At 56.6% G+C, this 24,933-nt stretch carries 23 protein-coding genes and 1 tRNA gene; 10 read left to right on the top strand and 14 right to left on the bottom strand.

The window, feature by feature from the left end:
* Positions 1–4: 4 nt before the first annotated feature.
* From guaD to RX330_RS22940, 3 genes are read left to right on the top strand one after another with little or no spacing between them, the layout of a single operon-like run.
* Entirely contained in the window at positions 5–1,402 is a 1,398-nt protein-coding gene (guaD, locus tag RX330_RS22950) for a guanine deaminase (RefSeq protein ID WP_317239914.1), read from the top strand.
* 15 nt (positions 1,403–1,417) lie between these two features.
* Positions 1,418–2,401 carry an antibiotic biosynthesis monooxygenase gene (locus tag RX330_RS22945; protein ID WP_317239913.1) on the top strand — a complete coding sequence of 328 codons (984 nt, stop codon included), beginning with the start codon at positions 1,418–1,420 and terminating at the stop codon, positions 2,399–2,401.
* A gap of 28 nt (positions 2,402–2,429) precedes the next feature.
* Positions 2,430–3,332, top strand: coding sequence for a ribonuclease Z (locus RX330_RS22940; RefSeq protein WP_317239912.1), 903 nt, complete (start codon positions 2,430–2,432; stop codon positions 3,330–3,332).
* A gap of 22 nt (positions 3,333–3,354) precedes the next feature.
* Here the strand turns inward: RX330_RS22940 and RX330_RS22935 are convergent, their stop codons facing one another.
* A complete protein-coding gene (locus RX330_RS22935) occupies positions 3,355–4,086 on the bottom strand; it encodes a DUF3750 domain-containing protein (protein ID WP_317239911.1) in 732 nt (243 codons plus the stop codon).
* A gap of 299 nt (positions 4,087–4,385) precedes the next feature.
* Here RX330_RS22935 and RX330_RS22930 point away from each other — a divergent pair.
* From RX330_RS22930 to RX330_RS22920, 3 genes are all read left to right on the top strand, one after another.
* A tRNA-Gln gene (locus tag RX330_RS22930) sits at positions 4,386–4,459 on the top strand.
* Between the two features lie 364 nt (positions 4,460–4,823).
* A complete protein-coding gene (locus tag RX330_RS22925) occupies positions 4,824–6,689 on the top strand; it encodes a hypothetical protein (RefSeq protein WP_317239910.1) in 1,866 nt (621 codons plus the stop codon).
* On the top strand, positions 6,665–7,282 hold the full coding sequence (locus tag RX330_RS22920) for a hypothetical protein (RefSeq protein ID WP_317239909.1): 618 nt from the start codon (positions 6,665–6,667) through the stop codon (positions 7,280–7,282). Before RX330_RS22925 ends, RX330_RS22920 begins: the two co-directional genes overlap by 25 nt.
* A gap of 437 nt (positions 7,283–7,719) precedes the next feature.
* On the opposite strand, the gene RX330_RS22915 is transcribed toward RX330_RS22920, so the two are convergent.
* The 3 genes from RX330_RS22915 to RX330_RS22905 all read right to left on the bottom strand — a co-directional run bounded on the left by RX330_RS22915 (position 7,720) and on the right by RX330_RS22905 (position 11,107).
* A complete protein-coding gene (locus RX330_RS22915) occupies positions 7,720–8,862 on the bottom strand; it encodes a hypothetical protein (protein WP_317239908.1) in 1,143 nt (380 codons plus the stop codon).
* Between the two features lie 918 nt (positions 8,863–9,780).
* Entirely contained in the window at positions 9,781–10,293 is a 513-nt protein-coding gene (locus tag RX330_RS22910; protein ID WP_317239907.1) for a hypothetical protein, read from the bottom strand.
* A gap of 130 nt (positions 10,294–10,423) precedes the next feature.
* A complete protein-coding gene (locus RX330_RS22905) occupies positions 10,424–11,107 on the bottom strand; it encodes a recombinase family protein (protein WP_317239906.1) in 684 nt (227 codons plus the stop codon).
* Positions 11,108–11,883: 776 nt separating this feature from the next.
* Between RX330_RS22905 and RX330_RS22900 the strand changes: the two genes are divergently transcribed.
* Both RX330_RS22900 and RX330_RS22895 read left to right on the top strand, forming a co-directional pair.
* Complete coding sequence (locus RX330_RS22900) at positions 11,884–12,108, top strand: hypothetical protein (protein WP_317239905.1); 225 nt, start codon at positions 11,884–11,886, stop codon at positions 12,106–12,108.
* Between the two features lie 154 nt (positions 12,109–12,262).
* Entirely contained in the window at positions 12,263–12,415 is a 153-nt protein-coding gene (locus tag RX330_RS22895; RefSeq protein ID WP_317239904.1) for a hypothetical protein, read from the top strand.
* A 349-nt stretch (positions 12,416–12,764) separates the two neighbouring features.
* Here the strand turns inward: RX330_RS22895 and RX330_RS22890 are convergent, their stop codons facing one another.
* The 3 genes from RX330_RS22890 to RX330_RS22880 form a co-directional block, all read right to left on the bottom strand.
* Positions 12,765–13,811, bottom strand: a complete 1,047-nt coding sequence (locus RX330_RS22890; protein WP_317239903.1) for a type I restriction enzyme HsdR N-terminal domain-containing protein — start codon at positions 13,809–13,811, stop codon at positions 12,765–12,767.
* A gap of 313 nt (positions 13,812–14,124) precedes the next feature.
* A complete protein-coding gene (locus RX330_RS22885; RefSeq protein ID WP_317239902.1) occupies positions 14,125–14,340 on the bottom strand; it encodes a hypothetical protein in 216 nt (71 codons plus the stop codon).
* A gap of 15 nt (positions 14,341–14,355) precedes the next feature.
* Positions 14,356–14,877 (bottom strand): helix-turn-helix domain-containing protein, encoded by a 522-nt coding sequence (locus tag RX330_RS22880; protein WP_317239901.1) that lies wholly within the window; start codon positions 14,875–14,877, stop codon positions 14,356–14,358.
* Positions 14,878–15,234: 357 nt separating this feature from the next.
* Between RX330_RS22880 and RX330_RS22875 the strand changes: the two genes are divergently transcribed.
* Complete coding sequence (locus RX330_RS22875; RefSeq protein ID WP_317239900.1) at positions 15,235–15,456, top strand: hypothetical protein; 222 nt, start codon at positions 15,235–15,237, stop codon at positions 15,454–15,456.
* Positions 15,457–15,484: 28 nt separating this feature from the next.
* On the opposite strand, the gene RX330_RS22870 is transcribed toward RX330_RS22875, so the two are convergent.
* Together RX330_RS22870 and RX330_RS22865 are read right to left on the bottom strand one after the other, a co-directional pair.
* A complete protein-coding gene (locus tag RX330_RS22870; protein ID WP_317239899.1) occupies positions 15,485–16,024 on the bottom strand; it encodes a hypothetical protein in 540 nt (179 codons plus the stop codon).
* Positions 16,025–16,099: 75 nt separating this feature from the next.
* Positions 16,100–16,240, bottom strand: coding sequence for a hypothetical protein (locus RX330_RS22865; protein ID WP_317239898.1), 141 nt, complete (start codon positions 16,238–16,240; stop codon positions 16,100–16,102).
* A 121-nt stretch (positions 16,241–16,361) separates the two neighbouring features.
* Between RX330_RS22865 and RX330_RS22860 the strand changes: the two genes are divergently transcribed.
* Positions 16,362–17,624 (top strand): hypothetical protein, encoded by a 1,263-nt coding sequence (locus RX330_RS22860; RefSeq protein ID WP_317239897.1) that lies wholly within the window; start codon positions 16,362–16,364, stop codon positions 17,622–17,624.
* Between the two features lie 448 nt (positions 17,625–18,072).
* Here the strand turns inward: RX330_RS22860 and RX330_RS22855 are convergent, their stop codons facing one another.
* The 5 genes from RX330_RS22855 to RX330_RS22835 all read right to left on the bottom strand — a co-directional run bounded on the left by RX330_RS22855 (position 18,073) and on the right by RX330_RS22835 (position 24,902).
* Positions 18,073–19,224 (bottom strand): hypothetical protein, encoded by a 1,152-nt coding sequence (locus RX330_RS22855; protein WP_317239896.1) that lies wholly within the window; start codon positions 19,222–19,224, stop codon positions 18,073–18,075.
* A 56-nt stretch (positions 19,225–19,280) separates the two neighbouring features.
* Complete coding sequence (locus RX330_RS22850) at positions 19,281–20,981, bottom strand: hypothetical protein (protein WP_317239895.1); 1,701 nt, start codon at positions 20,979–20,981, stop codon at positions 19,281–19,283.
* 221 nt (positions 20,982–21,202) lie between these two features.
* The gene (locus tag RX330_RS22845) at positions 21,203–22,339 is read right to left on the bottom strand and encodes a hypothetical protein (protein WP_317239894.1); all 1,137 of its coding nucleotides are present in this window, start codon (positions 22,337–22,339) and stop codon (positions 21,203–21,205) included.
* 2 nt (positions 22,340–22,341) lie between these two features.
* Complete coding sequence (locus tag RX330_RS22840; protein ID WP_317239893.1) at positions 22,342–24,276, bottom strand: hypothetical protein; 1,935 nt, start codon at positions 24,274–24,276, stop codon at positions 22,342–22,344.
* Positions 24,273–24,902: an NADAR family protein gene (locus tag RX330_RS22835; RefSeq protein WP_317239892.1), complete on the bottom strand. Its 630-nt coding sequence runs from the start codon at positions 24,900–24,902 to the stop codon at positions 24,273–24,275. Before RX330_RS22835 ends, RX330_RS22840 begins: the two co-directional genes overlap by 4 nt.
* Positions 24,903–24,933: the final 31 nt, after the last annotated feature.

The raw sequence follows: 24,933 nt of genomic DNA, 5'->3' as shown, positions 1-24,933 counted from the left end.
GCTTATGACCACCGTCGGTATCCGCGGCACGTTCTTCGATTTCGTCGACGACCCCTGGAAGCACATCGGCAACGAGCAGGCCGCCGCGCGCTTTCACCAGGACGGCCTGATGGTCGTCACGGACGGCGTGATCAAGGCTTTCGGTCCGTATGACAAGGTCGCCGCCGCGCATCCGGGCGTCGAGATCACCCACATCAAGGACCGCATCATCGTCCCCGGTTTCATCGATGGTCACATCCATCTGCCGCAGACTCGCGTGCTCGGGGCCTATGGCGAGCAGCTGCTGCCGTGGCTGCAGAAGTGGGTCTATCCGGAAGAGCTCAAATACCGGGATCGCAACTACGCGCGCGAGGGCGTGAAGCGTTTCCTCGACGCGCTGCTGGCGTCCGGCACCACCACCTGCCAGGCCTTCACGAGCTCATCCCCTGTTTCCACCGAGAAATTGTTCGAGGAAGCGGCCCGCCGCAACATGCGCGTCATCGCGGGCCTCACCGGCATCGATCGCAACGCGCCGGCCGATTTCATCGATACGCCCGAGAATTTCTACCGCGACAGCAAGCGGCTGATCGCGCAGTATCACAACAAGGGCCGCAACCTCTACGCCATCACGCCGCGCTTCGCCTTCGGCGCCTCGCCGGAGCTGCTGAAAGCTTGCCAGCGCCTCAAGCACGAGCATCCGGATTGCTGGGTCAACACCCACATCTCCGAGAACCCGGCCGAGTGCAGCGGCGTGCTGGTCGAGCACCCGGACTGCCAGGATTATCTCGGCGTCTACGAGAAGTTCGACCTGGTCGGCCCGAAATTCTCCGGTGGCCACGGCGTCTATCTCTCGAACAACGAATTCCGCCGCATGTCGAAGAAGGGCGCGGCGGTGGTGTTCTGCCCGTGCTCGAACCTGTTCCTCGGCAGCGGCCTGTTCCGCCTCGGCCGCGCCACCGATCCGGAGCACCGCGTGAAGATGTCGTTCGGCACCGACGTCGGCGGCGGCAACCGCTTTTCGATGATCTCCGTGCTCGACGACGCCTACAAGGTCGGCATGTGCAACAACACGCTGCTCGACGGCAGCATCGATCCGACCCGCAAAGATCTGGCCGAAGCCGAGCGCAACAAGCTCTCGCCCTATCGCGGCTTCTGGTCGATCACGCTCGGCGGAGCCGAAGGCCTCTATATCGACGACAAGCTCGGCAATTTCGAGCCCGGCAAGGAAGCCGATTTCGTCGCGCTCGATCCGAATGGCGGGCAGATCGCGCAAGCGTGGCACCAGTCGCTGATCGCCGATGGCGCCGGCCCGCGCACGATGGACGAGGCCGCGAGCATGCTGTTCGCCGTCATGATGGTCGGCGACGATCGCTGCGTCGACGAGACCTGGGTGATGGGCAAGCGTCTCTACAAGAAGAACTGAAGCGGACGGCCGCTGATGAGCGCATCTCCTGATACGTCCGGCCAGCCGGTCGCCCTCGTCATCCAGCGCCGCATCGCCGATGACGGCTTTGCCGCGTTCGCGCGCTGGAACGGCGAAGTGGGCGAGGTGCTCAAGGCATGGCCTGGATTTCTGGGCCAGGAAGTGGTGCCGCCGCGACCGCCGGCCCAGGTTGATTGGGTGACGGTCCTGCGTTTCGCAAGCCCGGCCGCAGCGCGCGCCTGGCTTCAAAGCGAGGAGCGGACGCGGCTGATCGGAGAGGTGCAGCACTTCTTCGTCGGTCCGGAGGACGTCCATATCCTGCCCGACAGCGGCGTCCAGCGTGACAATGCGGTCTCCGCCGTGATCTCCTTCAACGTGCCGGATGGACTCGAAGACGCGTTCCTCAAATGGCAGCAGCGCATCCAGGCCGCGGAGGCCGAGTTCAAGGGCTTCCTGCGCCACAAGATCGAGCGACCGATTCCAGGTCTGCACGACGAATGGATCGTCATCCTGACGTTCGACAGCGATGCGAACCTCAACGCATGGCTCGACTCGCCGTTGCGGCAGACGCTGCTGAAAGAAGGCGAGCGCTTCAACGCCGGCATGAACGTGAAGCGGGCCAGTTACGGCTTCAATTTCTGGTTTCCCGCCGGCAAGGCGCAGGCTCCGGAGCAGAGCCTAGGCCTGATCTGGAAGAGCAACCTCATCGTGCTGCTGGTGCTCTATCCCGTGGTCTATCTCTGGGGCACTTTCATCAGCGCGCCGCTGATCGACAGAAACGGCGTGCCGGTCTGGCTGTCGCTCTTCATCGGCAATCTCGTCAGCACCCAGCTGCTCGGCTGGTGGCTGGTGCCTGCGGCCTTCAGGGCGCTCGGCTGGTGGGTCACGCCGAAGGCGACGATCGGTCGCCAGATCGCCGGCTATGCACTCCTTGCCGCGCTCTATGCCGCCTCGATGGGCCTGTACGCGCTGCTGCTCACGTGGCATTGGGGGCGGTGAGACCGTCCACCGCCGGACACGTGACGACATGTTCGCCCTGACATTTCTCGGGACCTCGGCCAGCGTTCCCTCGGTGGAACGCAACCATCCGGCGCTCCTGGTGGAAGCCGCGGGCAAGCGCATCCTGGTCGATTGCGGCGAGGGCACGCAGCGCCAGCTGCTGCGCAGTGGCGCCGGTTTTCGGCGACTCGATCGCATCCTGCTGACGCACGCTCATCTCGACCACGTGCTCGGCATCCCCGGCCTGTTTTCAACGCTGGGCTTGCGGCAGAGCGCCGACGTGATGACGATTCATGGCGGGCAGGGTACGCTCGACATCGTCATCCGGATGCTCGCAGGCCTTTGGGGCGCGGGCAGGGCGCCGATCGCGGTCGGATTCGCTGCCCTGACCGAGGGACAGGTCATCGACGCCGGTGACTTCACCATCGCCTGCTTTCCGGTCCGCCACCGCGACACCGACAGCTTTGGCTTCGTGCTCCAAAGCCCCGCACGTCGCCACCTTCGGCCCGATCGCCTCGCAGCCCTTGGCGTCCCGGATGGTCCCGTGCGCGGCGAGCTGGCTGCAGGACGGCCGGTCGTGATCGCCGATCGAACGATCGACCCGGAAGACGTCCTGGGCCCGCCGAGCGGCGGCAAGAGGCTCGTCGTGATCGGCGACGCCGAAACCATCGATGGCCTGTCGCAATACGTCGCTGACGCCGACATGCTGGTGATCGAGGCGACCTTCCTCGATCGCGACTCTTCGACCGCGCGCGACTATGGACATCTGACTGCGCGCGATGCGGCTGCCTTGGCGGCCGCGAGCCGTGTCGAACAGCTCGTGCTCACGCATCAGTCGGGCCGCTATGAGGACGGCGAGGTCCTTGCGGAGGCCGTGGCGATCTTTCCGAATACCCGGATCGCAGCCGACTTCGATCGCACCGTCGTCTAGCGAGGCATCGTTTCGGCGGGCCTCACAGGCCGGCAGCAACACCAAGACGGCCGATGCCGGGCAGCTTCACCGCGGGGCGTCGAAGGTCGAACCCGAGCACGGCGCCGAAGAAGTTGATCTCGAGACCTTCGACCCAGCCGAGCGTGAGGCCGAGGTAGCCGGAGAGCGAGGCGTAGAAGCCGGTGCGGGAGGCGGTCAAGCCGATCCATCGTCCGGAATAGGGATAGTCCTTGCCGACGGCAGTCGGCGGCAGAACCGCCCGAAGCTCGGGCACGGCGTCCAAAGCGGCTTGAACGAAGGTGTTCGAATTCGGACCCGGCCAAGCGCTGTAATCGCCATAGGTCCGAAATCTGTAGTTCTCGACGACGTATCGGATCTTGGGAATCAGCGATTCCGCCTTGGCGCCGTCGATGGCGACGACTGTTTCCGGCATGGCCCCGAACCAGCGGCCGTCGGGGACGAAACCATTGCTCCGGATCGGTTCCCCCCAAGCCGTGTAGTCATAACGACTGTAACTTGCCGCGTCCTTCTCCTTGACGACGATCCAGGTGTGGACCGCGAATATGCTTCGCCATCGGACCGTTCGTGCGGCGTAGACTCGGATCAGGGCGTCCGGATGCGAGGCGGCGGGAGGCAGCAGGCCGGCGCTGGAACGATCTGCGGTCTGCCAGTTGCCGCGGCCATCCCCGACCCAGAAATATCGAGCGGCCGAAATCCCGATCGGCACGACGACCAGCAGCAAAAATATGAGCACGGATTTTCTCAAGGGAGATCAGGTTCGGCAGGGCGCGTTGACGATATAAGTCTCGAAATCTCTTCCATAATGATGCTCGCCAGCGCGCGAAGTCCGGCGGCGTTTTCGCCGTCGCAGACGACGTGGCCTCTCTTCTTCCCCCTTCCGCTGTTGAGGAGAGGGGCAATCCACGGGAGCGCTTGCCAGCCCGGGGACGAGCGGGTAGAACCCTGCCACGCCTGAGCCGTGATTTGCGCCACCGCGCTTCCGGCGACAGTCGAACAAATCAGGAAGTTATTGAATTTGTTCGACTATTCCGTTGGGGAATGGTGTAACGGTAGCACAACAGACTCTGACTCTGTTTGTCTTGGTTCGAATCCAGGTTCCCCAGCCAACATTCGGTGCGTTAGCTTTAGAATTGATTTCGCTAGCCTTTTTTTGCGCTGGGTCACACCGTACCCTAACGCCGCCCCTAACGGTTGCCCCCAACGCAAAACGGTGATTTGGCAACAGTGAGTATGGGTCAGCTGCTTCGAAAGCTGCCGAAGAACGAGTCACGGGAACGTCTGTGCGCCTTCACAGGCGCCCGCGTGGGCGGAATGATCTAGATACGCAAAGGGACCTCCTGTGGGTGCTGCACGTGCCGCCCGAGCTGGCGAGCTGGGGTCCGCAAAGCGGTTGGTTTTTGTGAAGTAGATCACGCCACAAGGATGCGGTTGTAGAGCATACTATCCCAGCCAAGCACATCGGAGAGAAAGATGCAGCTTGTGGGGATGATGGTCGGCGCATTTCTCGGCTTGCTGATCTTCGGCGAGCACTCCTGGGGTTTTTATGGATCCGTTTTCATCGGCGGGTTACTGGGCGTGGGGTTACGCCAAAAAGCGGAATCTTCGGCGGGGCCGAAAAGCCCACTGGCCATCACCTCAGATTTAGGAGCAGTACCACCGCCAATTCCCACGGTAGAGATCGAGAACTCTACGAAATCAGAAGGCAAACCGGTCAGCACCGAGAAAAGCAGAGTCATTCCTTCGCTGATATTGGTGACGGTGTTGTTGACGGTGCTCGGCTCTCTTGCCTGGACTACGCTGAATAACCAAGTCGCCATAGAAAGAGGCGGTAATTCCGATCTTGTGAAGCAGCGCCCGACCATAAGCGCAAAGATTTGGGATTCGCGCGATTGCTTACGGACTTCGTTTCCACAGTCTCAATTCCTCGCGGTCCCACCTGAAATCGATATGTTCTGTGCTCATCCATGGAATCAGGCCACGATGAGTAAACTTCGGGGCGCGTTGAACCAGGCAAATATTGGCTTCGTTGACCTGTTACCTAACCATCCCGAAATTGCGGCGATGATGCAATCACTCCCGGACGAGCTTCGGGACTTCGCACTGATCGAGCGTCTCTTGCCTCTGGCGAAGGCCGATGAAGCGATAGTTGCAACGTTCAAGGACAAGCTTCCATCCTCGACATTGGAGAAACTGCGGGTCTTCAAGGCGAACGTGCCTTGGAATGATGACCCAACCGAAAATGGGCTGAGACGCTATTACCTCGGCAAGGACATCACCTTGGTGACCGAGCAGTTTGACATTCGGTCCGTTGCCGCGCTTGCGGATGCGATATTTATATATGTCACCGCACGGAACATAATCAGTGAGGCGATGGGTGGTAAAGCCGCCGACCTATTAGACTGGAGAGGGATTCTCGCCTCAGGCAAATCGTTCATGACCCTTATGCTTCTTCAGTTCAACGTCATATCTGAATCAACTTTGATCGAGGCGCCTCCGTTCGAAACGGTATGGGCGAATTCGCCACATGACTATGAGATCTATTTTACAGACGCTCTGCCCGACTGGCCATGTAGCGGACAATCCCTGGCTGGCAAGCGGGCGGCTTTGCTTTGCACTCACGATCGTCGACTCTTTGTCAGCGTTGCGCCTCTGGTAGCTGTTGGCGACGTCTACCCTAGCATCGGGGGCAAGCCAGTATTCAAACTGCCGCCAGCCTTTTTCCATGAACTAGCGCACATGTTCAGCGACCCGATCAATAGGCAATCGCAGCCGTTTATGGCTGAGGGACGTGCCACAGCTCAAGGAGAGCGGACACTTCAGATATTCAAAGCTGCCGTTTCAAAGTCATCGGACAAATGGGCTCTTGAAGATATGCGACGATTCTTCAGTGGGATTGGGGATCCGAGCTATAAGGGTCCCGAGGTCGGTTCAGTTGTAAAAATCGACCAAGCAATCGATGATCAACCCTTTACTGTCTTTCAAACCGCAGCCGCCTGTCATGTGTCTGATAGCGCGACCGATGCAAAGTACCTAATAAGACAGCTCGAAATGCCTGCTGCGTTCTTCAACGATCAGGCAAGTGATGAAATGCGTGCTGCATATTACGTCGCTTGGTCCCTGTTTCACTATGGCGATGAGAGAGAGAGGCGTGGGCAGGGGGGCAGTCGACTTGACGTTGGCATAATCCGAAAGGCGGCTGATTTGGTTGCTCGTAACCGCAAAATCGAAGGACAAGATCTGACGACATTAGATGCTTACTTGGCGGAGGTTCAGCGTCGCGCCCGCGCCGATATCAAGAGCAAGGGAATTTCATGCCCAAAGAACGGAAACCTATAGCGAAAAAGCCAGGGTGGACGGAACGCATTCCCGCGGGGGTAGCGCTTGCTTCTTCTGTCGTAGGTTTGATTTCTGCAACTGGTGGCCTTTGGCTACTTTGGCCCAAAATTGTAGATAGCTTATCCAGCTATAGAGTTTCGTATGATTATATCGTAGTGCCTGAGCATGGGCTTTCTTGTGTGGCAAAGAACGATGCCACCTTGAAGCTCGGCGACAAGTCAATTGGATTGCTCCAGAACAGCTGTCAGAAAAGGCTTGTAAGTGGCGTGGCGCGCAATGATGTTTTTCGCGCTTGGTATGTCCGGGTGGCTAACGCCGGCCCGGTGGCCCCAAAAGTTTCGGTCGTCCAAGCCGCTGGAACGTCGGATTTCAGTCTATCGACAGGCGACGTTACCTTGGCCTGCCTCGGGTTTGAAGGCAGGACGGGGCGCGAGAGCAAGGCGTGGGACCTCGATAAGTTGGTGCTTTCGGACGACAACGGAAAAGTGCGGCAAACCATCACCGCCCGCACAGTTCCGACCGAAGAGCAGCTGAAGAGCGTAGTTTCAGACTGTGCGGCCTTCGTGGGATATCCTCCACTCATTCAGCGCTAGATGATTTCGCTTCCCGATGTCGGAGCTTACTGAGCGCCTTCCAACGGCATCTCATCCGAATTAGTCCGCACACGTGCCGCACGACTCGATGATGTCGTTGATGCCCCTCAATGCAGCCCTCACTGGTTGGCTTTTCCATGCCAACAACCTAGCCAATAACTCCGAAGAATCTGCGTTAGCAGAGCACGTAGTTTAGCCGGTACTCATCCACTAAAGGTCGGGCTCGGTCACAATCGATGCTGCCGGATGCTTGCAAGCTCGGGAGAGTCCCGAAAAGTGGTCGGTGATCACTCACCATTCCCGAAGGCAGCCGAAAAGGGAGGGGGCGTGGAGGAGTCCTTCAGCGGGTCCTACGAACCTCCTCGATGGACGTCCGAAGCAACATCGTGGATTTGCCCTCAAGGACCCCCCCCTCCAGGCCTTTAGGTGGGTCGTAATTAATAAAGAGATTTCAACACGATAGATATGGTTGTCCCGGTGATCTTCTTGGCCGCTTCTGCCATAATTCGAGCGGCAACGTCAGCCTTCGAGCGCTGGACCATGAGTCCATCGTGCATGTTCATTGCCGGAATATCTAACTCTGCCAGACGAACGAGCGCCTGGAGCATTATCTGAGATTCTAGAAACATCAGGCCCAGGCCTGCACCGCTTTCAAAGACGTCGGACAACCTCGGATACGCAGCCAGGACTGCGCTGCGGATTTGGGCTCCCGTCATTCCGCGCGGCAACTTATCCTTGAGTTCTGATGGCGTGCGAGTGAGGGGCGTCTCCCGAAAAAGCATTGCGCTCACTATTTGCTTTATCCCGTCACGGTACAATTCAGCGTCGATACCTGGAATCCTCGCATAGAGATCGCCGGCCGGTGCCTCAATGCCCGCTTTGATATGGGCGAGCCGCAGAAAAGCGGATGAGAAATCCAAATCGGCAACGGGCTCCCCGCTGATCCGTATTGCGTGACGGCGACTGGAGGGCAGCTCCTGCCACCACCCGTTGAACATGCGACCGCCCAGGTCAAACCTTGGTTTCTCCCCTTCAGCTACCTTGAAATGTCTCACGAGATCTCGATGGGTTGTTAGAACCGGTGGCCCTCCGTCGTCCTTAAAGGTGAACTTTGCGGCCCGTAAGAAATCATTCAAGCCGCTCATCTGATCTCGCAACGCAACAGTCTCCGGAGTGTCAGCGTAGTCAACAAGCTCGACTGTCTTAGTCCTTTCGGCGAAGTTGCGCCTCGTTTTGCTCAACCTGATGGTTTCAATACCGGCTTCCCAATAAAAATGTTCAGGCGCAAGCCGGAAACGTCTCATATCGGCTGTCAGGGAGGCGCCCGGCGCGAACGAGCTGGCTATCCCTTTCTGGTTGGATTTGCGCAGCTCAATCAGATCGCTCTTGGTGGCTAAGACTTCCAAAATGCGGGGTAGTAGAGCGAAGCCCTTGCGATCGTAGCGGCTAATCTTGCGCTTAGGAGCACGCAAACTCACCGTGATGATGGGGCGCTCGTTTCCAGAGGCCATACCTAAGCCAATGTTCGCGAGCAGCGTTTTCACTATTGTCTCTAAATTGCTCCGGTCTTTCGCCTTCATCCTCCTCTTCCGGGGCACTACTTCTTCGTATTGGGCAGCTACGTTCTCTGCGATGACGTGAAAAAACCTCCTGTTGGACGCCAACCATGGGTCGAATGGTCTGAAGGAGTCGGGCTCCAACAACACAGCAGGCTCGAACTCTGACACCCTTTGAGATGGGACCAGACGACTCGAACGGGCTCTTCTATGTTTTTTCACGTCTAGCTCTTTTGACAAATGACGGACTGAAATTGACCCGAGTAGGTCGACTTCAGCTCCAAGATTCTTGCAACGTGACCGCTGGCCGGTTCGGCGGCCTCTTCGATAAGTCTCCCAAGACATCTGAGCATTTCGCCTGCTGAACGGGGATAGCGGTGATATGCATTATTTGGCCCATACACAGAGTGCTGACCGGAGGCTTGACGCAGCGCTCGTTTGCCCAGCTGCACAATTCGGTATTCGCCCGGAGTCCCGATAGGTCGGATCGGATCGTCAAGCACTGCAGCCGAGACGGCGAGTGCAATTGCCAACAATCGTCTTGGGGGTACGCCCTTGCGGTGCATTCTGGCCAGCACTGCTTGGGCCTTTTGACTAGGGCGCAAGCGAGGGAAGTCTACAATTCGCTGCGAGGGGCCGGCAAACTCCAACAGAAGTGCCAATCGACGCTCAGCTTCATTGAGGTGAAAGTCCTTCGGGTGAGCTTTGATAAAGCGCTGCGCTGCCACTAGATAGGGTCGAAGCTCGGCCGCGCTGTAGGTCTTCTTGATAAGATCGCCATGGCGGTTGCGTCGTCGGCAGCACCGATCACAGTGGATAAGTGACGCGCCTTTTCCGGCCCGAGCCTGAGGCGGGCGTCCGCAGCCAGGAATGGGACAGACCCTGAAAGCGCCATCGTCGCACGTCGATATCCGTTGTAGGAATCTCCGGGTGCCGGGAGACTTACCGCTCACCGCGCTGATCCTTTCTGATGGCACGATTGAACCAGTCCCAGAAAGTCTCTTTGGCGCGACCCCATGGATTTTCCGGAGGGTCGCCCGGTGCTAAATTGATAGGCCTTTCCTTCAGGCGGCCGGTCCGAACGAGCCTAAGGTGGTCATCCAGCTGTTGCATTTTATCTCCAGCAATCGGCTCGCAAACAATTTCTACTGACCGAGACTTTGAGAGATCGTTCAAGGCTACCAGCTCCGGCCGGTAAGCCTTCTTCTCGAACCGATTTGCCTCATGCTGCTTGAGGTTCTGGACCACCTGCGTTGCTGGCTTCGGCGAGGATTGGAGGACCAATCGTTCGTTGCGCGGGCATCGCTGGATCATAAGCGCGAAGAATACATAGAGGCTCCGCTGTTCAGTCGAGTCGTCGCGGAAGACTTCGATCGGACCTCCTTTCACTGTGAACGCAATGACCGTGTTACGAAAACCGAAATTGTGAGTGCTCGTCGCAAATGCAACACGCATCGATGTCTCCTTTTATAACCCACTAATTCATGTAGTAGACGGCGAAAAGTAATCAATATCAGTGGGTCATAAATCGGCGATCTTTGCGCTATCCTATTGATTATACATGCGAATGTGCTATTGCGGCGGTTTATCGTAGTCGGGCCCGTAGCCGCTGGACCTGAATCGCTGCCCAAGTCGAATGGCCCCGTGCTGTCGGAATGCCCCGGAGAGTAAGTGCTTTAGCAATTTCGGCCGAAGATCTGTGTCCACTTGCGCGAAGTTCGTCCAAGAGCGGAGCCAAATCGCTCGCTCTTTGTTTCGCTGAATCGCGCTGTACTTCTCGTCCCTTAGCTTTCGCCTTGCTTGACAGCGTCACACCTCGATTGCCTCCCAACCGTTGCCCTCTTGCTTTGGCGGCGAACAGAGCAGCCTTGGTGCGTGACGAGATAAGCCCGGCCTCCAACTCAGCAACCGCCGCCATCTGTTGGAGCATGAACCGCCCCGTTGGTCCCTCAATGGCAGGCAGATCAGCAAACCGGACATCAACACCGGCCTCCAAGAGGCGTGACAGGAAGCCTACAGAGCGAGTGAGCCGATCCACCTTCGCCACCACTAGCGCCGCTTGATGTACACGGGCAGCCGTTAGCGCAAGTTCCAGTGCTGGCCTATCACTTCGCCGTCCACTCTCTACCTCCGTGAATTCAGCGACCAACCTAGCTTCCCGGCCAATAAGGTAGGTCGCAACTGTAGTCTTCTGTGCTTCAAGACCTAAACCCGAGGCTTCCTGTTTTCGTGTGGAGACGCGGTAGTAAGCGACGAACTTGCCCCTCATTTCATGGCCCTTTACTGGCGCTTGCGCGATTACAACTTAGTCAACGAGCGTTGACACCATTGTTAGTGACGCAGGAAGCCTCCACCAAATCAAGATGAATGCGGCTTATTGACTCACGCGCGCCGGTCTTCATCGCGCATCCGCACGCATGGCGATTGGCAGATGACCAGGGGCTGCGCTCTTTGCTTTGAAGGGAGATCTCAGCTTTCCGACGGGGTACGGGGGGGCTGCCGAGTAGTTGCCGCATGGTCACTTCTGAGATGCGGTACCCTTTCCGCAATATCGGCCGGGACTTTCTGATTGCTCTCGCGTCTTCAGATCTTAGAGCTGCGGAACGTCTTTGATCTCAGAGAATTCGTGCTTGGCCGTTGGTTTACACAACCACACCTCACCAAGTGTACGACAGTTCTTTCTGGCTCTTAGCGCCTCCCGCATTGGCAGGATAGGGCGCTAAACTCACGACGGTGCGCAAGGTCGGGGACAGTTCGGGGACAGTGTCTCTAAAATGGCGAATAACCTTTTCCTCGGCTTTCTCGGCTTGGGGTGGCGCAGAATCTGCCCAGGTCTCCGTTCTCTCCGTTGCCCCGTGTCTACAGCCCCACGTCTCTTTGTGACGTCTATAGGGCGGGCGGCGTGGGGTCTTAGGTCCGAAGGACGGGCGTCCAATAATCAACGGCGCAAATCCATCGCGGTAATCGTAGCGGTGATCGGTTGGAGAAGGTTGTTGCGTTCTTTTGTAGTTGATTGGTGGTGCTGATATTGGTGAGCTTAATTTGTTGCTGATGCTGCTGTCGTTGCCTGTGTTTAATTGTCAATACAGGTTGACTTGCTTTGATCAGTTGCTGTCGTCTGTTGCGACTTCCTATGCATCTGATTTGTTTGGAATTTATTTCCAGTCATCATGGCTGGATGGAGCTTCTCAAAAAAATCTGTGGGAGAACTCTGACAGACCGGTGGAAGCCGAGGCGATTTCGCTTGCCGAGTCGGCGCAAAGCACTTAGGCGGGAAGTCAGGTGACGTTCTTGGAACAACGTCACCTGACGCGCCTGGTGGTGAGCCGAAACTCTCCGCCTTCAACTCGGGGGTTCTCCCTCCCATCAGGCTCTTTGTCAATCTGATTGCGAGGTCGTTTCTCGCCACGATGGAGTTTGCCTTATGAGTACCGAGAAGAAGACGGTGACGCGCGAGTATCGTGTTACGGTAATCGTGCGGGAGGTGGAGGCGCCGAAGGTTGCCGAGATTCCGGAAGACGCGCTGAGCCCCGAAGCCCAAGAGTTCGTCGACGAGGCCGGTTACAGCAACCGATAGCTGCTGGTACGCTGCATCTCTCTATCCGGCTCACCGCTTCTGTGGGACTTGAGGGGGTGTTGGTGGTCTGGCTCACTCATTTGGCTTCTCGCTGGTTGATTGTTCGCAGAGCCAGTCAAAAAGAGTGGGCTTAGCAACATTCATTCTGATAGCGGCATCGACGCCAGCACGCCCGTGAACGAACACCTCGTCAGTGTTCGCTACAAAGAGCTTGAGAAGGCGCCCATCAATCGCGACTCTGCCTTCTTGCGCGGCTCGGATTGCAGGCACATGGCGAGGCCCCGGCACGAGTCGGCACGGATATCCGTAGAGCCAAGCGCAAGTTGCCGCTTATCATCATGAAGAATCCTCAACCTCGAAGTTTGAGATAAAAAATCCCTGAGATGTCCACAGTGAGCGCCGGCGCCCCGGGCAGGTTGTAGACCACTTCGGCTCCTCCAAAAAATCTACCGGTGAACCGGTCGTCTTCCAACGAACCTACAGCTTCTGAAAAGGTCGTCATCTTGAGGTCAATATCCGCTACGGATTGTTCTTGGGTAAAAACATCAAAGAGCGGCTGGCCTCGTGGCACAGAGTAAATGTTCGTAGACTCGAAGATATTTGGTTGGCTACGCTCCGTTGATAGTTCGGAGTCGGAAGAGTAATAGATCGCCTCGCCAACTCCGATCGCTTCCGATGTCGCCTGATGATGTCGATGAAGAAAGCCTTGCCTCGCCTTCACGGCTATTTGGTTGTCGAGCCGCCATACGAAGCCATTATCCATCGGGAGGCGCACACCAACCATGCGGCTTATCTTTTCAGCGATCTGAGGCAGAGAGCCTGAGGCTTCGGTGTATTCAACCTCGCCAGCAACAATATCCAGTGTAGAGCCCCATCCCGGAGCCAAAGGGCGAGCTGTGTCGATGTGCTTCGACATCAAGGACCGCCGGAAGCTGGAAGGGGCGAGCACGTTGCTGACGACCTGGAGTTTGCTGCCGAGATGCTCGTAAGGAAGATCTATGAGAGGAGGGGCAGTCGGACCGTCGATGGTCTTGAAGATCATGAAGCGCTTGCCGTTGCAAAGCACGAAGTAGCCGGCGGCTACCTCCGGAAGAAATGCGTAGCTAAAGGCCTGCTCGATGTCGTCCAGGGAGATGTTGAAACCTGGCGGCTTGGCCTCAACAATCCAACGATCGACGCCTCGCATCTCCAATATGTAGTCCGGGCGACCTTTGATTTCTGGGTCAGTAGGCTTCTTTCGGCCTAAGCTTCGACGAGGGTACCGAAGGGCTCTCTCGCGCACGATGTTAAATTCCGTGCCTGATCGATAGCCTAAATGGCGAAGAAGCGGATCGATTATCTCGGCCCGGATATCCGCTTCATTCATCCCGTCGAAATTCATGGGCGGAAATAGCATCGCGTGCCTCAAATCGGTGAAGGCACAACTTCTAGCATTTCCCGTTGGCTGCCGTACTTTGTCTCAAAGGACTTCGTGCCATTGTGCACAGACGACAATGAAAAGTGCATCGAGGCTTGGCGGTCTTTCCACGTTTCTTGTGCAAGTGTCCCGAGAGCCACGCGGAATTCAGCGCCTGAGCGTAAACCAGAATTCATCCATGTCCCTACTGGAAGCGCGGCTCATGAACCGCCACCTCCTCACCAAGCGCTTGGCATCGGACCACTCTTCGCGCCGACGAACAAAGCCGGCTAAGTTACCCTAGCCATCAGCTCTATTTCAAGAAATTGTAGACGATGCCACCAACTGCGGTGATGATCGTCGCGATACCAAACGAACCGTAACGGGTCTTGGCAAGGCCGAACATCAAGACCAGCGCGCCGAGCCGTGGACCGAAGGCCTGAGACAATGCCGGCCCGTGCGCCATCACCTGGCTGAGGTCCGACTCAGTGGGCGTCGCCTTGGGCTTCGTGGGTGCCGGTTCACTCATCAGGCACGCTGACTCCTATAAATCGTCCGCCGCGGATTTTTTCACGAGTGCGGCAACTTCCTTGAACATCTCGGAAGCACTCATCCGGGTCACCGACCGCAGAAACGCCTCGTCCAGGTTGGACTCGAACTCGGTCGGCGCGGTGATCCTGATGCGCGACTCGGCGTAGGGCGTGAGCATCTCGACAAGTGGGTTCATGTCGTAGGCCACCGGGTCCTTCGGGTGCCGCTTCTTCATCTTCCGGATAAAGCCGCCCTTCTGCAGGCGTGACAGGGACCGCTGAACCGTCCGCGGACTAACCCCCATGCGCTTAGCGATCGTGATGCTGTGCGGAAAGGGCATCCGGTCCGCGGCGTGCCAGTGGGCGAGATAGTTCATCAAAACGTTGAGGTCGTCCGGCCGCAGCCCCAGCTTCCCTTGGAAGAGCAGGATGACGAAGGGTAAGGCGAGATATCCGGGGTCGGCCACGATTCCCCATCTGTCCCTGACACGCGTCAGGTCCCGGGGAATGGTGTCGATGGGCTCAACGTTCTCCATGACGACCCACAAAGCAGAAAAAACGCGGTGGGCATACCACCGCTCTATTGATTTAGACAAACATGACGGTTTTTGGCGCGTTTGCCCTTATTATTTTACCCCTGCCTCTGTTCGAGCTCCAACCTAGGGCGAACGGGGCACCGGCGAGGGATCCCCGTTGTCACTCCACAATTTCTAAAAAACGAAGTTTCGCTGTGCCGTCGGGCAAAACAGGATTGGCTCCGCCCGAGAACAAATCTGGAACAAGCCCGCCCCGATGCTATATGCGGGGATAACCTGAGGGGTGGCGGGTATTCCTGCGGCTTTGCGGCATTAGAAGTGAGTGAAGGCGTTCGGCGAGAACTCAGGAGGTCGGCGGTGTCTGACCAAGATGCGAAGTACTCGGACTTGGTGGAGATCGCCAAGAGGTCCGGTGAATTTAAAGAGCACTATGGCAAATGGTGGGGCGGCTTTATCCAGCTCAGCTTCGCCAACAAGGCCGTAGGTCGTCGACCCTTTTTGTGGGGCGGGCTGGTTACTCTAGGGACTATCATCGGTGGCGTGGCCCTAAGGTATGGTTTGGCCCTGCTCGGTCACTAGGGCAAGCCTCCCCCGATGATTGGCCGCTCTATCCCGTCGTCGTCCCAGAACAATACCTTGAAGCCCGTAAAGCACTCAGTCGAATCATTGTTTCGTTGCATACGACCTCGAACCGCTTCCGCGGGAGCAAGTTTGGTTCTTGGTCAGGTTCTTCCGGTGGATCGAAAATGTTGATGCGGACTAAATCTCCGCAGATTTTGGCGACTTCAGGTGTGGCGAAAGTTATTGGCCTTTTGGCGTGAGCAAACGCGTTGCGGACATGGCGTATCAGCCGAAGGTTCTCACGGGAAACTGGCCCAACTATGCCGGTCACAATGGCAAACGATATTTTGCGCGCGAACGTGGCCAGCAGTCCGTCCTGCTCGTAGAGGCTCTTGCGCAGATCTTCCTCGTCATCCGCAATCCAGTGATCAATCGCTCTGTCGAGGTTGTTCTCCAGCATTGCCGACAGAAGTAAGCAAAAGCTGCGGTCGTCCGCTTCGTCGGATGTTTGCTTGTCGAACTCCTCCTGGTGCTCGGGTGTCGCAGGCTTGGTCGTTAATTCCCTGAGCTTTGAAACCTTGGACATGGGGCCGCCGATGGTTTGTGGAATCTGGGCCTAAAAAGGTCCCGGAGCTGGGACCTTGCTTACTCGGTCGTCGCGTTAGTCGATGGCGCTCCCGTCCTGGACGATGTGCGAGTTCGAGCTGAAGAAGCTCTCTGCGTCCGGATTGGTCAGGCCCTGATGGAAAGCGCCCGTAAGTGCGGCTACGACAATCGCGGCGCCGGCAATGAACCCAAACATTTCTCAATCTTCTCGTTGGTTTATATTCGTCTTTCGACGCAGAACCATCATGACGCAATTGAAAGTTGCTGTCACGATGGTCTAAACGTATGAAAACACGGGGCGCGGGAGAGGCTGAGGGGTGAAGATATTCTGGTCATGGCTCTCGGATTACGATCCCAAAATCTCGCATTATTTCGTGCGGGATGCGCTCAAGGCTGCCATCAAGAAGCTTAAGCAGGCAGAGGACGTTGAGGAGCCATCGGAAGCTGATCGTCGCGTCAACCTGGAGCTGGACCATGACACCAAAGGTCTCTCAGGCATGCCCGACATCGCGGCCGCAATCTTTGCAAAGATCGATATGTCCGCGGCCTTTGTCGCTGACCTGACCCCGGTAGCCACGTCGCCCTCCAAAAAGGATAAGGAAGGTAACGAGGTCGGGCTGCGTCCGGTGATGAACCCGAACGTCGCGATCGAGCTGGGCTATGCGCTGAAGGCGAGAGGCTGGGAGCGTTGCATCGGGGTGCTCAATCTGGCTTACGGCTCAGTGGACTCATTGCCGTTCGATATCCAGCAGAAGCGCTGGCCCTTCACATACAATCTGCCCGAGGGAGCCTCGAAAGAAGATATCAAGGCTGCCTCTGAGAAGCTTACCAATGCTTTCGTCGAAGGACTTAGGCCATTCCTGAAGCAGCAGACAGCCGCGGCGGCACCCAAATTTGAAGAGGTGGTCCCGGTCCGGCCGCCCGCGTTCTGGTTTGCCGAGCATGTACCCTTGGGTTCGCGCAGGGATGGCTCCCAGCCCGTGATGCCGTTTGAGAAAGTATTCTATCTCAAGCTAAGTCCGACAAAGGATTTATCCAAGCTTCTGTCCCATGCAATCCTGAATCAGACCGCGAGCCGATACGCCTCATTCTCGCTCGGCGGCAGCTATTCCTGGCTGGCCAATGAGTGGGGCGCCGCCATGTGTGAAGCCGCGGGGAACACTAACAACATCGACAACATCGCCCAGCATTTCCACAACGGTGAAATCTGGTGCCTCAACGCTGACATCCTTCGGCATGGCGAGAGCGGCCAGTACCAATACCTGTTTATCGACCAGGTCCAACGGCTTTACCGGCAATACGTCCCGTATTTCATTGACTGCATGACCCGCGAGTATGGTTTCGAAGTGCCTATCAAGATGGTGGCGGGTGCCGTTGGCGTTAAAGGCAGACGGATTGCCTGGAGCGGAGGTCCCGGGAACGGTATCGCCATGATGATTAAGGACTCGGTCGAGCACGAAGCGCTGCTCAACGTGATCGAGCAAAGTGCCATCGATAAGTTTCTGTTGCGGTTCTTCGAGAAGATATTTGAAGCAGCGGGCGAAACTCGGCCTGCCAACTTTTGCGGCTTTCCCGCTTAACGAAGCGGGCGTTGTCAGGTTGGGCCAACCTGTGTGCATAGTGATGCGTGGCCAAGTGCGGGCGTCTTCTGATTCTCTTCCTGAGTATGCAGACCAGGCCGGCGGGGTGAAATCATCATGGTCAAGTGGGTTGCGCCGCCAGACACCACGGCCTGTAACTTCTGGCGGCCCCAGAACCGCCGCTCAAGGTAGGGTAGGTGCGTCTTACTATTTGCCTCCTCACCAAACGAACGTTTGGCAATTGGCCATGCGATAAAACGACTCAGCTCGGTCGGGGAAGGCTGCCAGCCTGAACATCGGCCAACCGGTGCGAGCCGGCGAACTGAAGCTGGATGTGGCTAGCAAAACTTAGGAGGGCACGGGGGAAAGCTCGTAGCCGCCGCCACGAGGTGACACCTCAAATTAGTGACCCATAAAGCAGTTTCGACCGGACGGCTGGGCCCACGGCTTAGCTCGGAGGGGCGGCGACCGGGGCTTCAGAACAAATGTCCGTCTGATATGCGTCGCCGGTCAACAAGAGCGCCGAAATGACGGGACGCGATTGTAACACCAGCTCCAGGTCCGCTTCATATCGTTTTGGTTCCGCGTACGGGATCGCCACGCTGGATTTGTAGTCCATGGAAATAAGTTTCATTTCGAAGCAGGCCAATGCGCTTCCGACGGTGATTAACTTGCTGGCCAGCGGGGTCACCACCAGACGGCATCTACCGATTAGACCGAGAGACTTTCGAAAACGCTGCATGGCTCCTAACAGCTGACGATAAACCTCGAAGGGATGTGTTTCGTTCACATAGAACACGTTGCCAATCGGCGTCGCCCGCTGAGTGAACAACACGCTGTCATATTCCAACAAAAGCTCATCACCGCGACGGGGGTTCCGCGACGGGTGGGGCAAGATCGGGCAAATCTCTGCAAATTCACGAATACTGGCTTGTATCTTCCTGAGTTGAGCCAAGCGGTTCTCACCAAGAATGGGAAACCATACCATTGGCTCCTCTTGCTGCGACTCCGATTGAAGAGCTTCCGAGTATCCAGGAATCAACGTCAAATCGTTGCTGGGATCTTCCGAACTTATCTTGCTGTCTAGTTGTGCATCTTCCGCAACAAGGACCTGCAATGAAACCCCGTTTGCGAACAATCCGCCATTCTTGCTGCCCTCGGGAATGATGCGGGCAAGCAATGAGAGAAGAATGGTCACGTAAGCTACCCGAGGCAAAGAACTCACGTCTAGGACAATGTCCGTCTGGTCCGTTACCGACTTTAGTATCTCGTCAGCTCCCCGCCGGAGGGCGATGTTCGAATTGATGTCGTCCTCTCCCTCCGCGGCGCCACCAATCATCACCGTGTGCGAGGTGCCAACACCTTCGAAATAAGCCAGCATCTCAGCTTCGTTTTTCTGAGTCTGCACCCGCAAATCGTTTGATAAATGGTAGCTCGTAAAACCAACGAACAGCAGGTGTGCCCGCTCAACTTCGCATTCCGAAGCCTTCAATCTGTCTACAAACCGCGCTAGGACGTTTGTCGCGCGAACATCAAATCCTCTACCGGTAATGAACAGCAACCGTGTCGGCCGGCCTACCTGCTTTCGTTCGGTGAACATTTGATCCCAAAGTTCCTCGACATCGGGACCTCTTCGAAAGACATAATTTTCCCAAATCACAGTGCAGCCTCCAAGGTTAACCCTCGGGCAGGCTGCAGGCCGGTTTCGATCCACTCGGCCAACTGTTGCACTGTGACATCCTGCCAGCCGCCGTATTGCAGCGGCAGCCCGAAATGCGAGCATAGCGTTCGATTTAGATAGAAGACGGTCCCACCCTCCCGGGAGGTGCTGGCGCTACTATCTCGTGCGACCAAGAGATTTTCGGCTACGCATTCGTCGATCACCCGCTTGATTACAGTGAACGCAGATCCAGACGCCTTGGATATCCGCTGGAGCTTGATGATCTCCGACGCAGACAACCTGATCCCCGTAACGCCGGGGGCGTACGGTGCGTTGACGACAAATGTTCGATCCCTGCAAAATGTACCAATGGAATTTAGCAAGCGCTGAGCCAGTAACCCTTCTGTATGGTTGCGCGGAATGAAATCAATCTTCTTGGCCGCAACGTCCTTCAGCCGCCGTTCTTGCTCACGTGGCAGAAGGTACGGCTCACCTTGGCGACGGAGTGCCTGCTTCGCCCGCATTCCGTCATAAAGGGCCGCTGCTAATGCGAGCAGCTCCTCGACGTTATTCGTCGACATGGCGCAAAGGCGCTCCAAGCCAAAGTAGTAGGGCGTCTTTATCTCGTAGTTCATGAAAATCTCAGCTGCAGCTCTAACAGCGGAACTATCTCTATCGTCAAATTCTTCTGGCGCCAGAGGAACCAATTGGAGCGATAACTGGCGGTTGGCCTCGTCGCGTGCGATGAGGATTCTGGTTGTGTAAAGCTCAATAGCGTTTTCGTAGTTGTGAGCGGCGGCTCCCGACACAGCTTTGGCGAGCCACTCCGCATATCTCGGATTTCGTTTGACTCGTGCCGTTCCTCGATCAAAGCGTTCGCGAGCCTCTCGATAGAGCGACTCCACGTCTTTCGGATCTAGGGCCTCCGCCAAGTATTGTTGGAACGTATTGCCGGGTACAACTGATTGGAGTGCAAAGCGCCTGTCTAGGATGTTCTGAGCGAATGCCACGAACTGACCGCTGCGACCACCCCACATGTCCTCCAACGAGTAAAAATTAACGTCCCGACCAGGGCGCACTCCTTGCGATAAAAATTCTTCGCCAAATGCAACGCTTCTCCCAGCAAGCCACACCGGCATTTGCGGCCTCAACGTAACGAACTCGTCAATCAGCAGAGAACGCTGCGTCTTACGCAATTTCTGGATATCATCGATCATCAAAAGGCGTTTGGGTGCAACGACGCGCCCCTCATGGACGAAGCGCACGGACTGCAGCCACAACAAGGATTCAAACCGGACATCTGCCGGCGCGGCGGCTCCCGGCACGTATGTCAGAGAATCCAATTGAGAATAGACCTCGCGCTCGCGCTGCTCCGCCCATCGGATCATTTCTGCTGCGGATTGGTGTAACGGGATCGAGCCAAGGTCTTGGAGCGCCTCATCATCGTAATGTAGCTGAAGAGCTTCCATGGTTTGGGTGGAGGTAGACCCAACCAGTTCGCCTAGACTGCGGAGACTGCGAAGTACGATGCGGCAGTCTAGGAGGGCGCGGAACATGCCTTCACTAATTGCAGAGGCACCGGGCGGGAGATCGGCATATCCAGAAGCGCAGGAAAGAAACACGCCTAGCGTCTGCGGTCCAGTTTCGGCATCTATTACGCCACGGTCGACAAGCTGACGATAAGTATCAACCCCCATGGGCCCGCCGTGCCAAAATGCACGAAGTGCGTTTGGGGTGAATGCCCGAAGTATCGTCGTCTTTCCGCCACCAGGTGGGCTCCGGAAAATGTGTACCCCACCCCGAAGACAGTCCTCATTCAGTCGCTCCAGCACTTTTGGCGCGAACATTTGAACGAACTCCTGATCCGAGGTCGTACGCTCCGACATCCTTTCAAGAAATGGGTTTGCTCGATAAGCCATTAGTTTGCCCGATGCCTGCTTACCCTCGGGAAGAGTCCAACAAAATTAAACTCTTCGGGTCCCCATAGCGCATAGACGCTGTTGTTAGGAGTGTTGTGGGATAGGACGAGCGGCAAGGCACACTTTGCGAAACCGTAGCGCGCATCTTTCGTGCCGCCGATTGCAATGTGGGAATCTGACGCCCGATCGTCGTAGTATCCACTCTTCGCGAGCATCGCCATCACTGCCGGATCGGTGGTGGGAGTTAGCGACGCATCACGTTCAATGGGGCAGAGAACTCGAACTCGTAATGGCTTTAGTCCTCGCTCCGATGTAAAGCGCTCGGACCAGTATTCGATGTGATCAATAGCTTGGCGGGTGGCGACGTACAGGAGCAAATAGATTTCGTAGTAGCTCGGGTTAACCAGTCCGCCATCCAAGACCATATCGTAAATCTTCTGTATCTTTCCCGCGAACCGTCGTTGTCCTTCTTTTTCCTCGAATCGGATGTACGTGTTTCCACTTCCGGAAAAGTCGTCGACAAGCCACACAAGATTGAACCGCTCCGCGTCTACGTTGTCGCGGGGAGGTTCTCCCGCTGCTTCCGCTGACTTCCGCAGCGACTTTCGGAGTTTGGCAAGCATATCTTCGGCCTTTGTTTCGCCTAGCTCGTAGGCCTGCCAGATTTGCTCATTGCTGATAGCGCCATTGCTTGCTCGGCGAAGATCGTTCGTATGGGCGCCATCGCTTAAACCGAGGTATAACGATTTTTGCCCAAGACGCTCGAACCGGGGGTGTTGGATAAGTTGCCCAACTTTGAAGGGGGCGATCTGGCTCTCTTCTGCCACAAGCCGAAGGCGTTCTTGAACAATCACATCGGGATAGGCAATGGTTACGAGATGGGCGATCTCTTGCTCAGATATAAAAATCAGTTTCTTCTGGATGAACTCCAGGGCCGTGGTGCGGTCTGCCCTATCGAATTGGTCCAGCCAGAGCGCTAAACTCTCAATGAAACGCTGGCCCGGACCGTACCGTTGATAATGATTATACTTATAGTCGGCTAGCAGCTGGAGACTTAGACTGTGCTGCAAGACAGAATCTTGATCGGTCCAGTCCATGACCGTGGCCAACAGCTCCTGTGCAATCTTTTCTTTCATCATCAGTCTCGCGACAAATCGAAATAAAAGCGGCGGTGACCAGGCTCGATTTCTAGGCGCTCTAGATACCAAAGAGTTGCATCGACGTCCCGCTTGTAGCGTGGAGCTAACTTCCAGCCGCGGTCAATTCTACGAGAAGGAAGGTCTACGCTCAGCGAAAAACGATGCTGGAGCAGTGAGGCGTCGTTGCCCGGCCACGCACCTAGGTCGCCCATGGTGACAACTTCATACGGATCGACAGACTGTTCTCGAACAATGCTCGCCACCAAGTGTGATTTGCTGACATCTTGCGACAGCACATCGATGGAATGCTTGCTCCGTACGATCGTACTTGTATCGAGGCCGGCTTGCTTGAAAGTATCAACAATCACAAACCACATGTCCTCGGTGCGGACGCCGTTTCGGAACCTAATGCTCAGTTGATATGGGGCCGTTGTCCTCGCTTCCTCGATTGGTACTCCGAGAGACTTTAGCCCAAGGATCAGGCGCTTAGCATGGATAAGGAATTCGCTCAGTGGTTCTGTTGTCTGCGGCTCTTGACCGAGCTCGCCGATCCAGCCCCCGTTGTATAGGCCCAGACGAATGAATGGCCAAAGCTCGGGGGCAAGCAGCGATCGCAGGTGATCCCTAATTGAGCCACCACGCCCGGATGCGATGCCGACGATTATCTCAGCGCGTGTGAGGCGCTCCAGCTGGGACACAATAAGTGGTGGAGGCTGCAGGTCGCGATTGTTGGAGCTACACAGAGTGCCATCGTAGTCGAACACGATTGAACGAAAGCGCTGCGAGTTGAACGCCTCTTCTGTGGCTTGCCTCGCCCGTCGAATAGTTCCGCTGGATCGAGGCGACGGCCAATGGGCGCCCAAAACTTCATACTTTGAATGCTCGCCTCGCAGGCCGGCTTCGAGCGGCGGCGGTATAAGCGAGGTCAAGTCCGCATAGTACAACTGTCGACCAAGATCGGAGACTGTTGGGCGAGCGATGTCTCTTTGGGATGCATTTGCAACTGAAGACACGAGATGCATGCCGGCTATCAGGCCTGCTATGAGGTCTTTAGGCTCCGCACCAGGTAGCGCAAGGCGGAAGTGTGGAACCTGGGTTGGCACTTTCGTATGCATATCATCCCAAAGCCTAGTAACGGCCGGCTCGGTCAACACAAGCAGAGCAGAATCGTTTGGCCGTTCGGTCAACCATAAATGGCGGCCGTGCGCGAACGATCGAAAGTCGGCTAGCTGGCAAAAGAGGAGCGCAGATTCTGAAAACTTAGATTCCAAATCTTCCGCGATAGGGCGGAGGTGAGGAGAGAAGACGATAATCAAACTGCGCCGTGACGCCACCTCTTTGGCGAACTGCTTCGAATTCTCGATCCAGTCCCGAAGAGGGAGATCGTCGAACTGAAGTTGGTCGACATTAAATTGGATCTTCCGCCCTTGCCGGTCCAGCTCTCCGTAAGCTCGCGCAACTAGCGCAGCGTCAAATACGAGACTGTTGGTTGCTAGGTAGCCATCTTTGTCGGCTAAGGGAAATACGTGGGGCGTAACGTCGTGGAGCTCAGAGACGCGCGCCATCAATGGGCTTTCACTCCGATTTGTAACTACGTGGACTGAACGCGAACTGTGCTCGCGGGCCCTTTGTAGCGCTTCGATTACGTCTGGGTTTTTGCCTTCGGCGGAGATGATAAATATCGGACTGGTGGAGGCTAATGTCGGATTACAGATTAGTTCCAAGGGCGTCACAGCTCGCGATACGCGCCCGGTATAAGCTTCGTGCAAACTGCAGAGGAGCGACGCAACAGTGAATGACCCGCCGGACCCAATGGCTATTAGGCTGGCCTCGCTTGCTCCCTCGATTGCAGCCTTCAATCCGTCGATGTCCGTTATGCCCGCCTTGTCGACGGTCGACGCAAGGTTAGCCAGCTCCTCTTCGTAAGGCGTCATGCCCGCTTGGCTTTCTTCCGCTTCGAGGCGGCTGGCGGTCGGCTGATGCGATCTTTGCGGGCTGCTTTTCGCTGCGAAGGTGCTCGCGGGGAAGATATAGCCGGGGAGACGCTGCCCTTCTTCAATTCATCCCGAATCTCCATCAGCATCACGCCCAACATATTCATTCCTTTTCCGGCCACTTCGCCCCAAAGACGATTTACTGCGTTATTTACAGTTCCCGCCTCCACAAGTCGCTTCGAACCTGTCGAGAGGAGGAGCTCAGCGAGGTCAGGGTGCTGTTCGAATTTCGCCTTCAAGACTCGTCGCATCCGATCGAATTTAACTTTCGACCAATCGGGCACGATGTCCCAGGTGTACAGGCCATGGGCCGCCATCGCTGCGAGAGCTGGAGTGGGAGCAGCCAGTATCCAATCTCTCACAGCCGGCTTTAGGGCTTTTCCGGCCTGATAAGCGTGCTCAGATGTTGGATAAACTACGCCCTCAAACTCGACCGGGCGCCGGTACAAATTGCTGAAAGGCCCGTATGGCTTTTCGTTGGCTCGATAGAACCTAATGGCATCGTCGGCTGTCGAGTCGTTCTTGGCTGTAGTCTCCGTCAGCTTTCTCTTCGTTTGACGCGCCATCACATCCCTCTCGACCGGGCCCTTGTGCGGC

Origin of the sequence: Bradyrhizobium sp. NDS-1, from assembly GCF_032918005.1 — a bacterium.
Lineage (GTDB): Bacteria > Pseudomonadota > Alphaproteobacteria > Rhizobiales > Xanthobacteraceae > Bradyrhizobium > Bradyrhizobium tunisiense.
Note: the sequence above shows the minus strand (reverse complement) of the source record. Positions and strands in the feature narration are given on the sequence as shown.

Excerpts from the sequence above, each read along its gene's own strand:
- RX330_RS22925 (WP_317239910.1), top strand. The coding sequence starts at position 4,824 with ATGCAGCTTGTGGGGATGATGGTCGGCGCATTTCTCGGCTTGCTGATC.
- RX330_RS22885 (WP_317239902.1), bottom strand. The coding sequence starts at position 14,340 with ATGAGTGAACCGGCACCCACGAAGCCCAAGGCGACGCCCACTGAGTCG.
- RX330_RS22865 (WP_317239898.1), bottom strand. The coding sequence starts at position 16,240 with ATGTTTGGGTTCATTGCCGGCGCCGCGATTGTCGTAGCCGCACTTACG.
- RX330_RS22870 (WP_317239899.1), bottom strand. The coding sequence starts at position 16,024 with ATGTCCAAGGTTTCAAAGCTCAGGGAATTAACGACCAAGCCTGCGACA.
- RX330_RS22905 (WP_317239906.1), bottom strand. The coding sequence starts at position 11,107 with ATGAGGGGCAAGTTCGTCGCTTACTACCGCGTCTCCACACGAAAACAG.
- RX330_RS22895 (WP_317239904.1), top strand. The coding sequence starts at position 12,263 with ATGAGTACCGAGAAGAAGACGGTGACGCGCGAGTATCGTGTTACGGTA.
- RX330_RS22880 (WP_317239901.1), bottom strand. The coding sequence starts at position 14,877 with ATGGAGAACGTTGAGCCCATCGACACCATTCCCCGGGACCTGACGCGT.
- RX330_RS22855 (WP_317239896.1), bottom strand. The coding sequence starts at position 19,224 with ATGTTCACCGAACGAAAGCAGGTAGGCCGGCCGACACGGTTGCTGTTC.
- RX330_RS22850 (WP_317239895.1), bottom strand. The coding sequence starts at position 20,981 with ATGGGGGTTGATACTTATCGTCAGCTTGTCGACCGTGGCGTAATAGAT.
- RX330_RS22910 (WP_317239907.1), bottom strand. The coding sequence starts at position 10,293 with ATGCGTGTTGCATTTGCGACGAGCACTCACAATTTCGGTTTTCGTAAC.
- RX330_RS22835 (WP_317239892.1), bottom strand. The coding sequence starts at position 24,902 with ATGGCGCGTCAAACGAAGAGAAAGCTGACGGAGACTACAGCCAAGAAC.
- RX330_RS22945 (WP_317239913.1), top strand. The coding sequence starts at position 1,418 with ATGAGCGCATCTCCTGATACGTCCGGCCAGCCGGTCGCCCTCGTCATC.
- RX330_RS22845 (WP_317239894.1), bottom strand. The coding sequence starts at position 22,339 with ATGAAAGAAAAGATTGCACAGGAGCTGTTGGCCACGGTCATGGACTGG.
- RX330_RS22920 (WP_317239909.1), top strand. The coding sequence starts at position 6,665 with ATGCCCAAAGAACGGAAACCTATAGCGAAAAAGCCAGGGTGGACGGAA.
- RX330_RS22840 (WP_317239893.1), bottom strand. The coding sequence starts at position 24,276 with ATGACGCCTTACGAAGAGGAGCTGGCTAACCTTGCGTCGACCGTCGAC.
- RX330_RS22915 (WP_317239908.1), bottom strand. The coding sequence starts at position 8,862 with ATGAAGGCGAAAGACCGGAGCAATTTAGAGACAATAGTGAAAACGCTG.
- guaD (WP_317239914.1), top strand. The coding sequence starts at position 5 with ATGACCACCGTCGGTATCCGCGGCACGTTCTTCGATTTCGTCGACGAC.
- RX330_RS22890 (WP_317239903.1), bottom strand. The coding sequence starts at position 13,811 with ATGCTATTTCCGCCCATGAATTTCGACGGGATGAATGAAGCGGATATC.
- RX330_RS22940 (WP_317239912.1), top strand. The coding sequence starts at position 2,430 with ATGTTCGCCCTGACATTTCTCGGGACCTCGGCCAGCGTTCCCTCGGTG.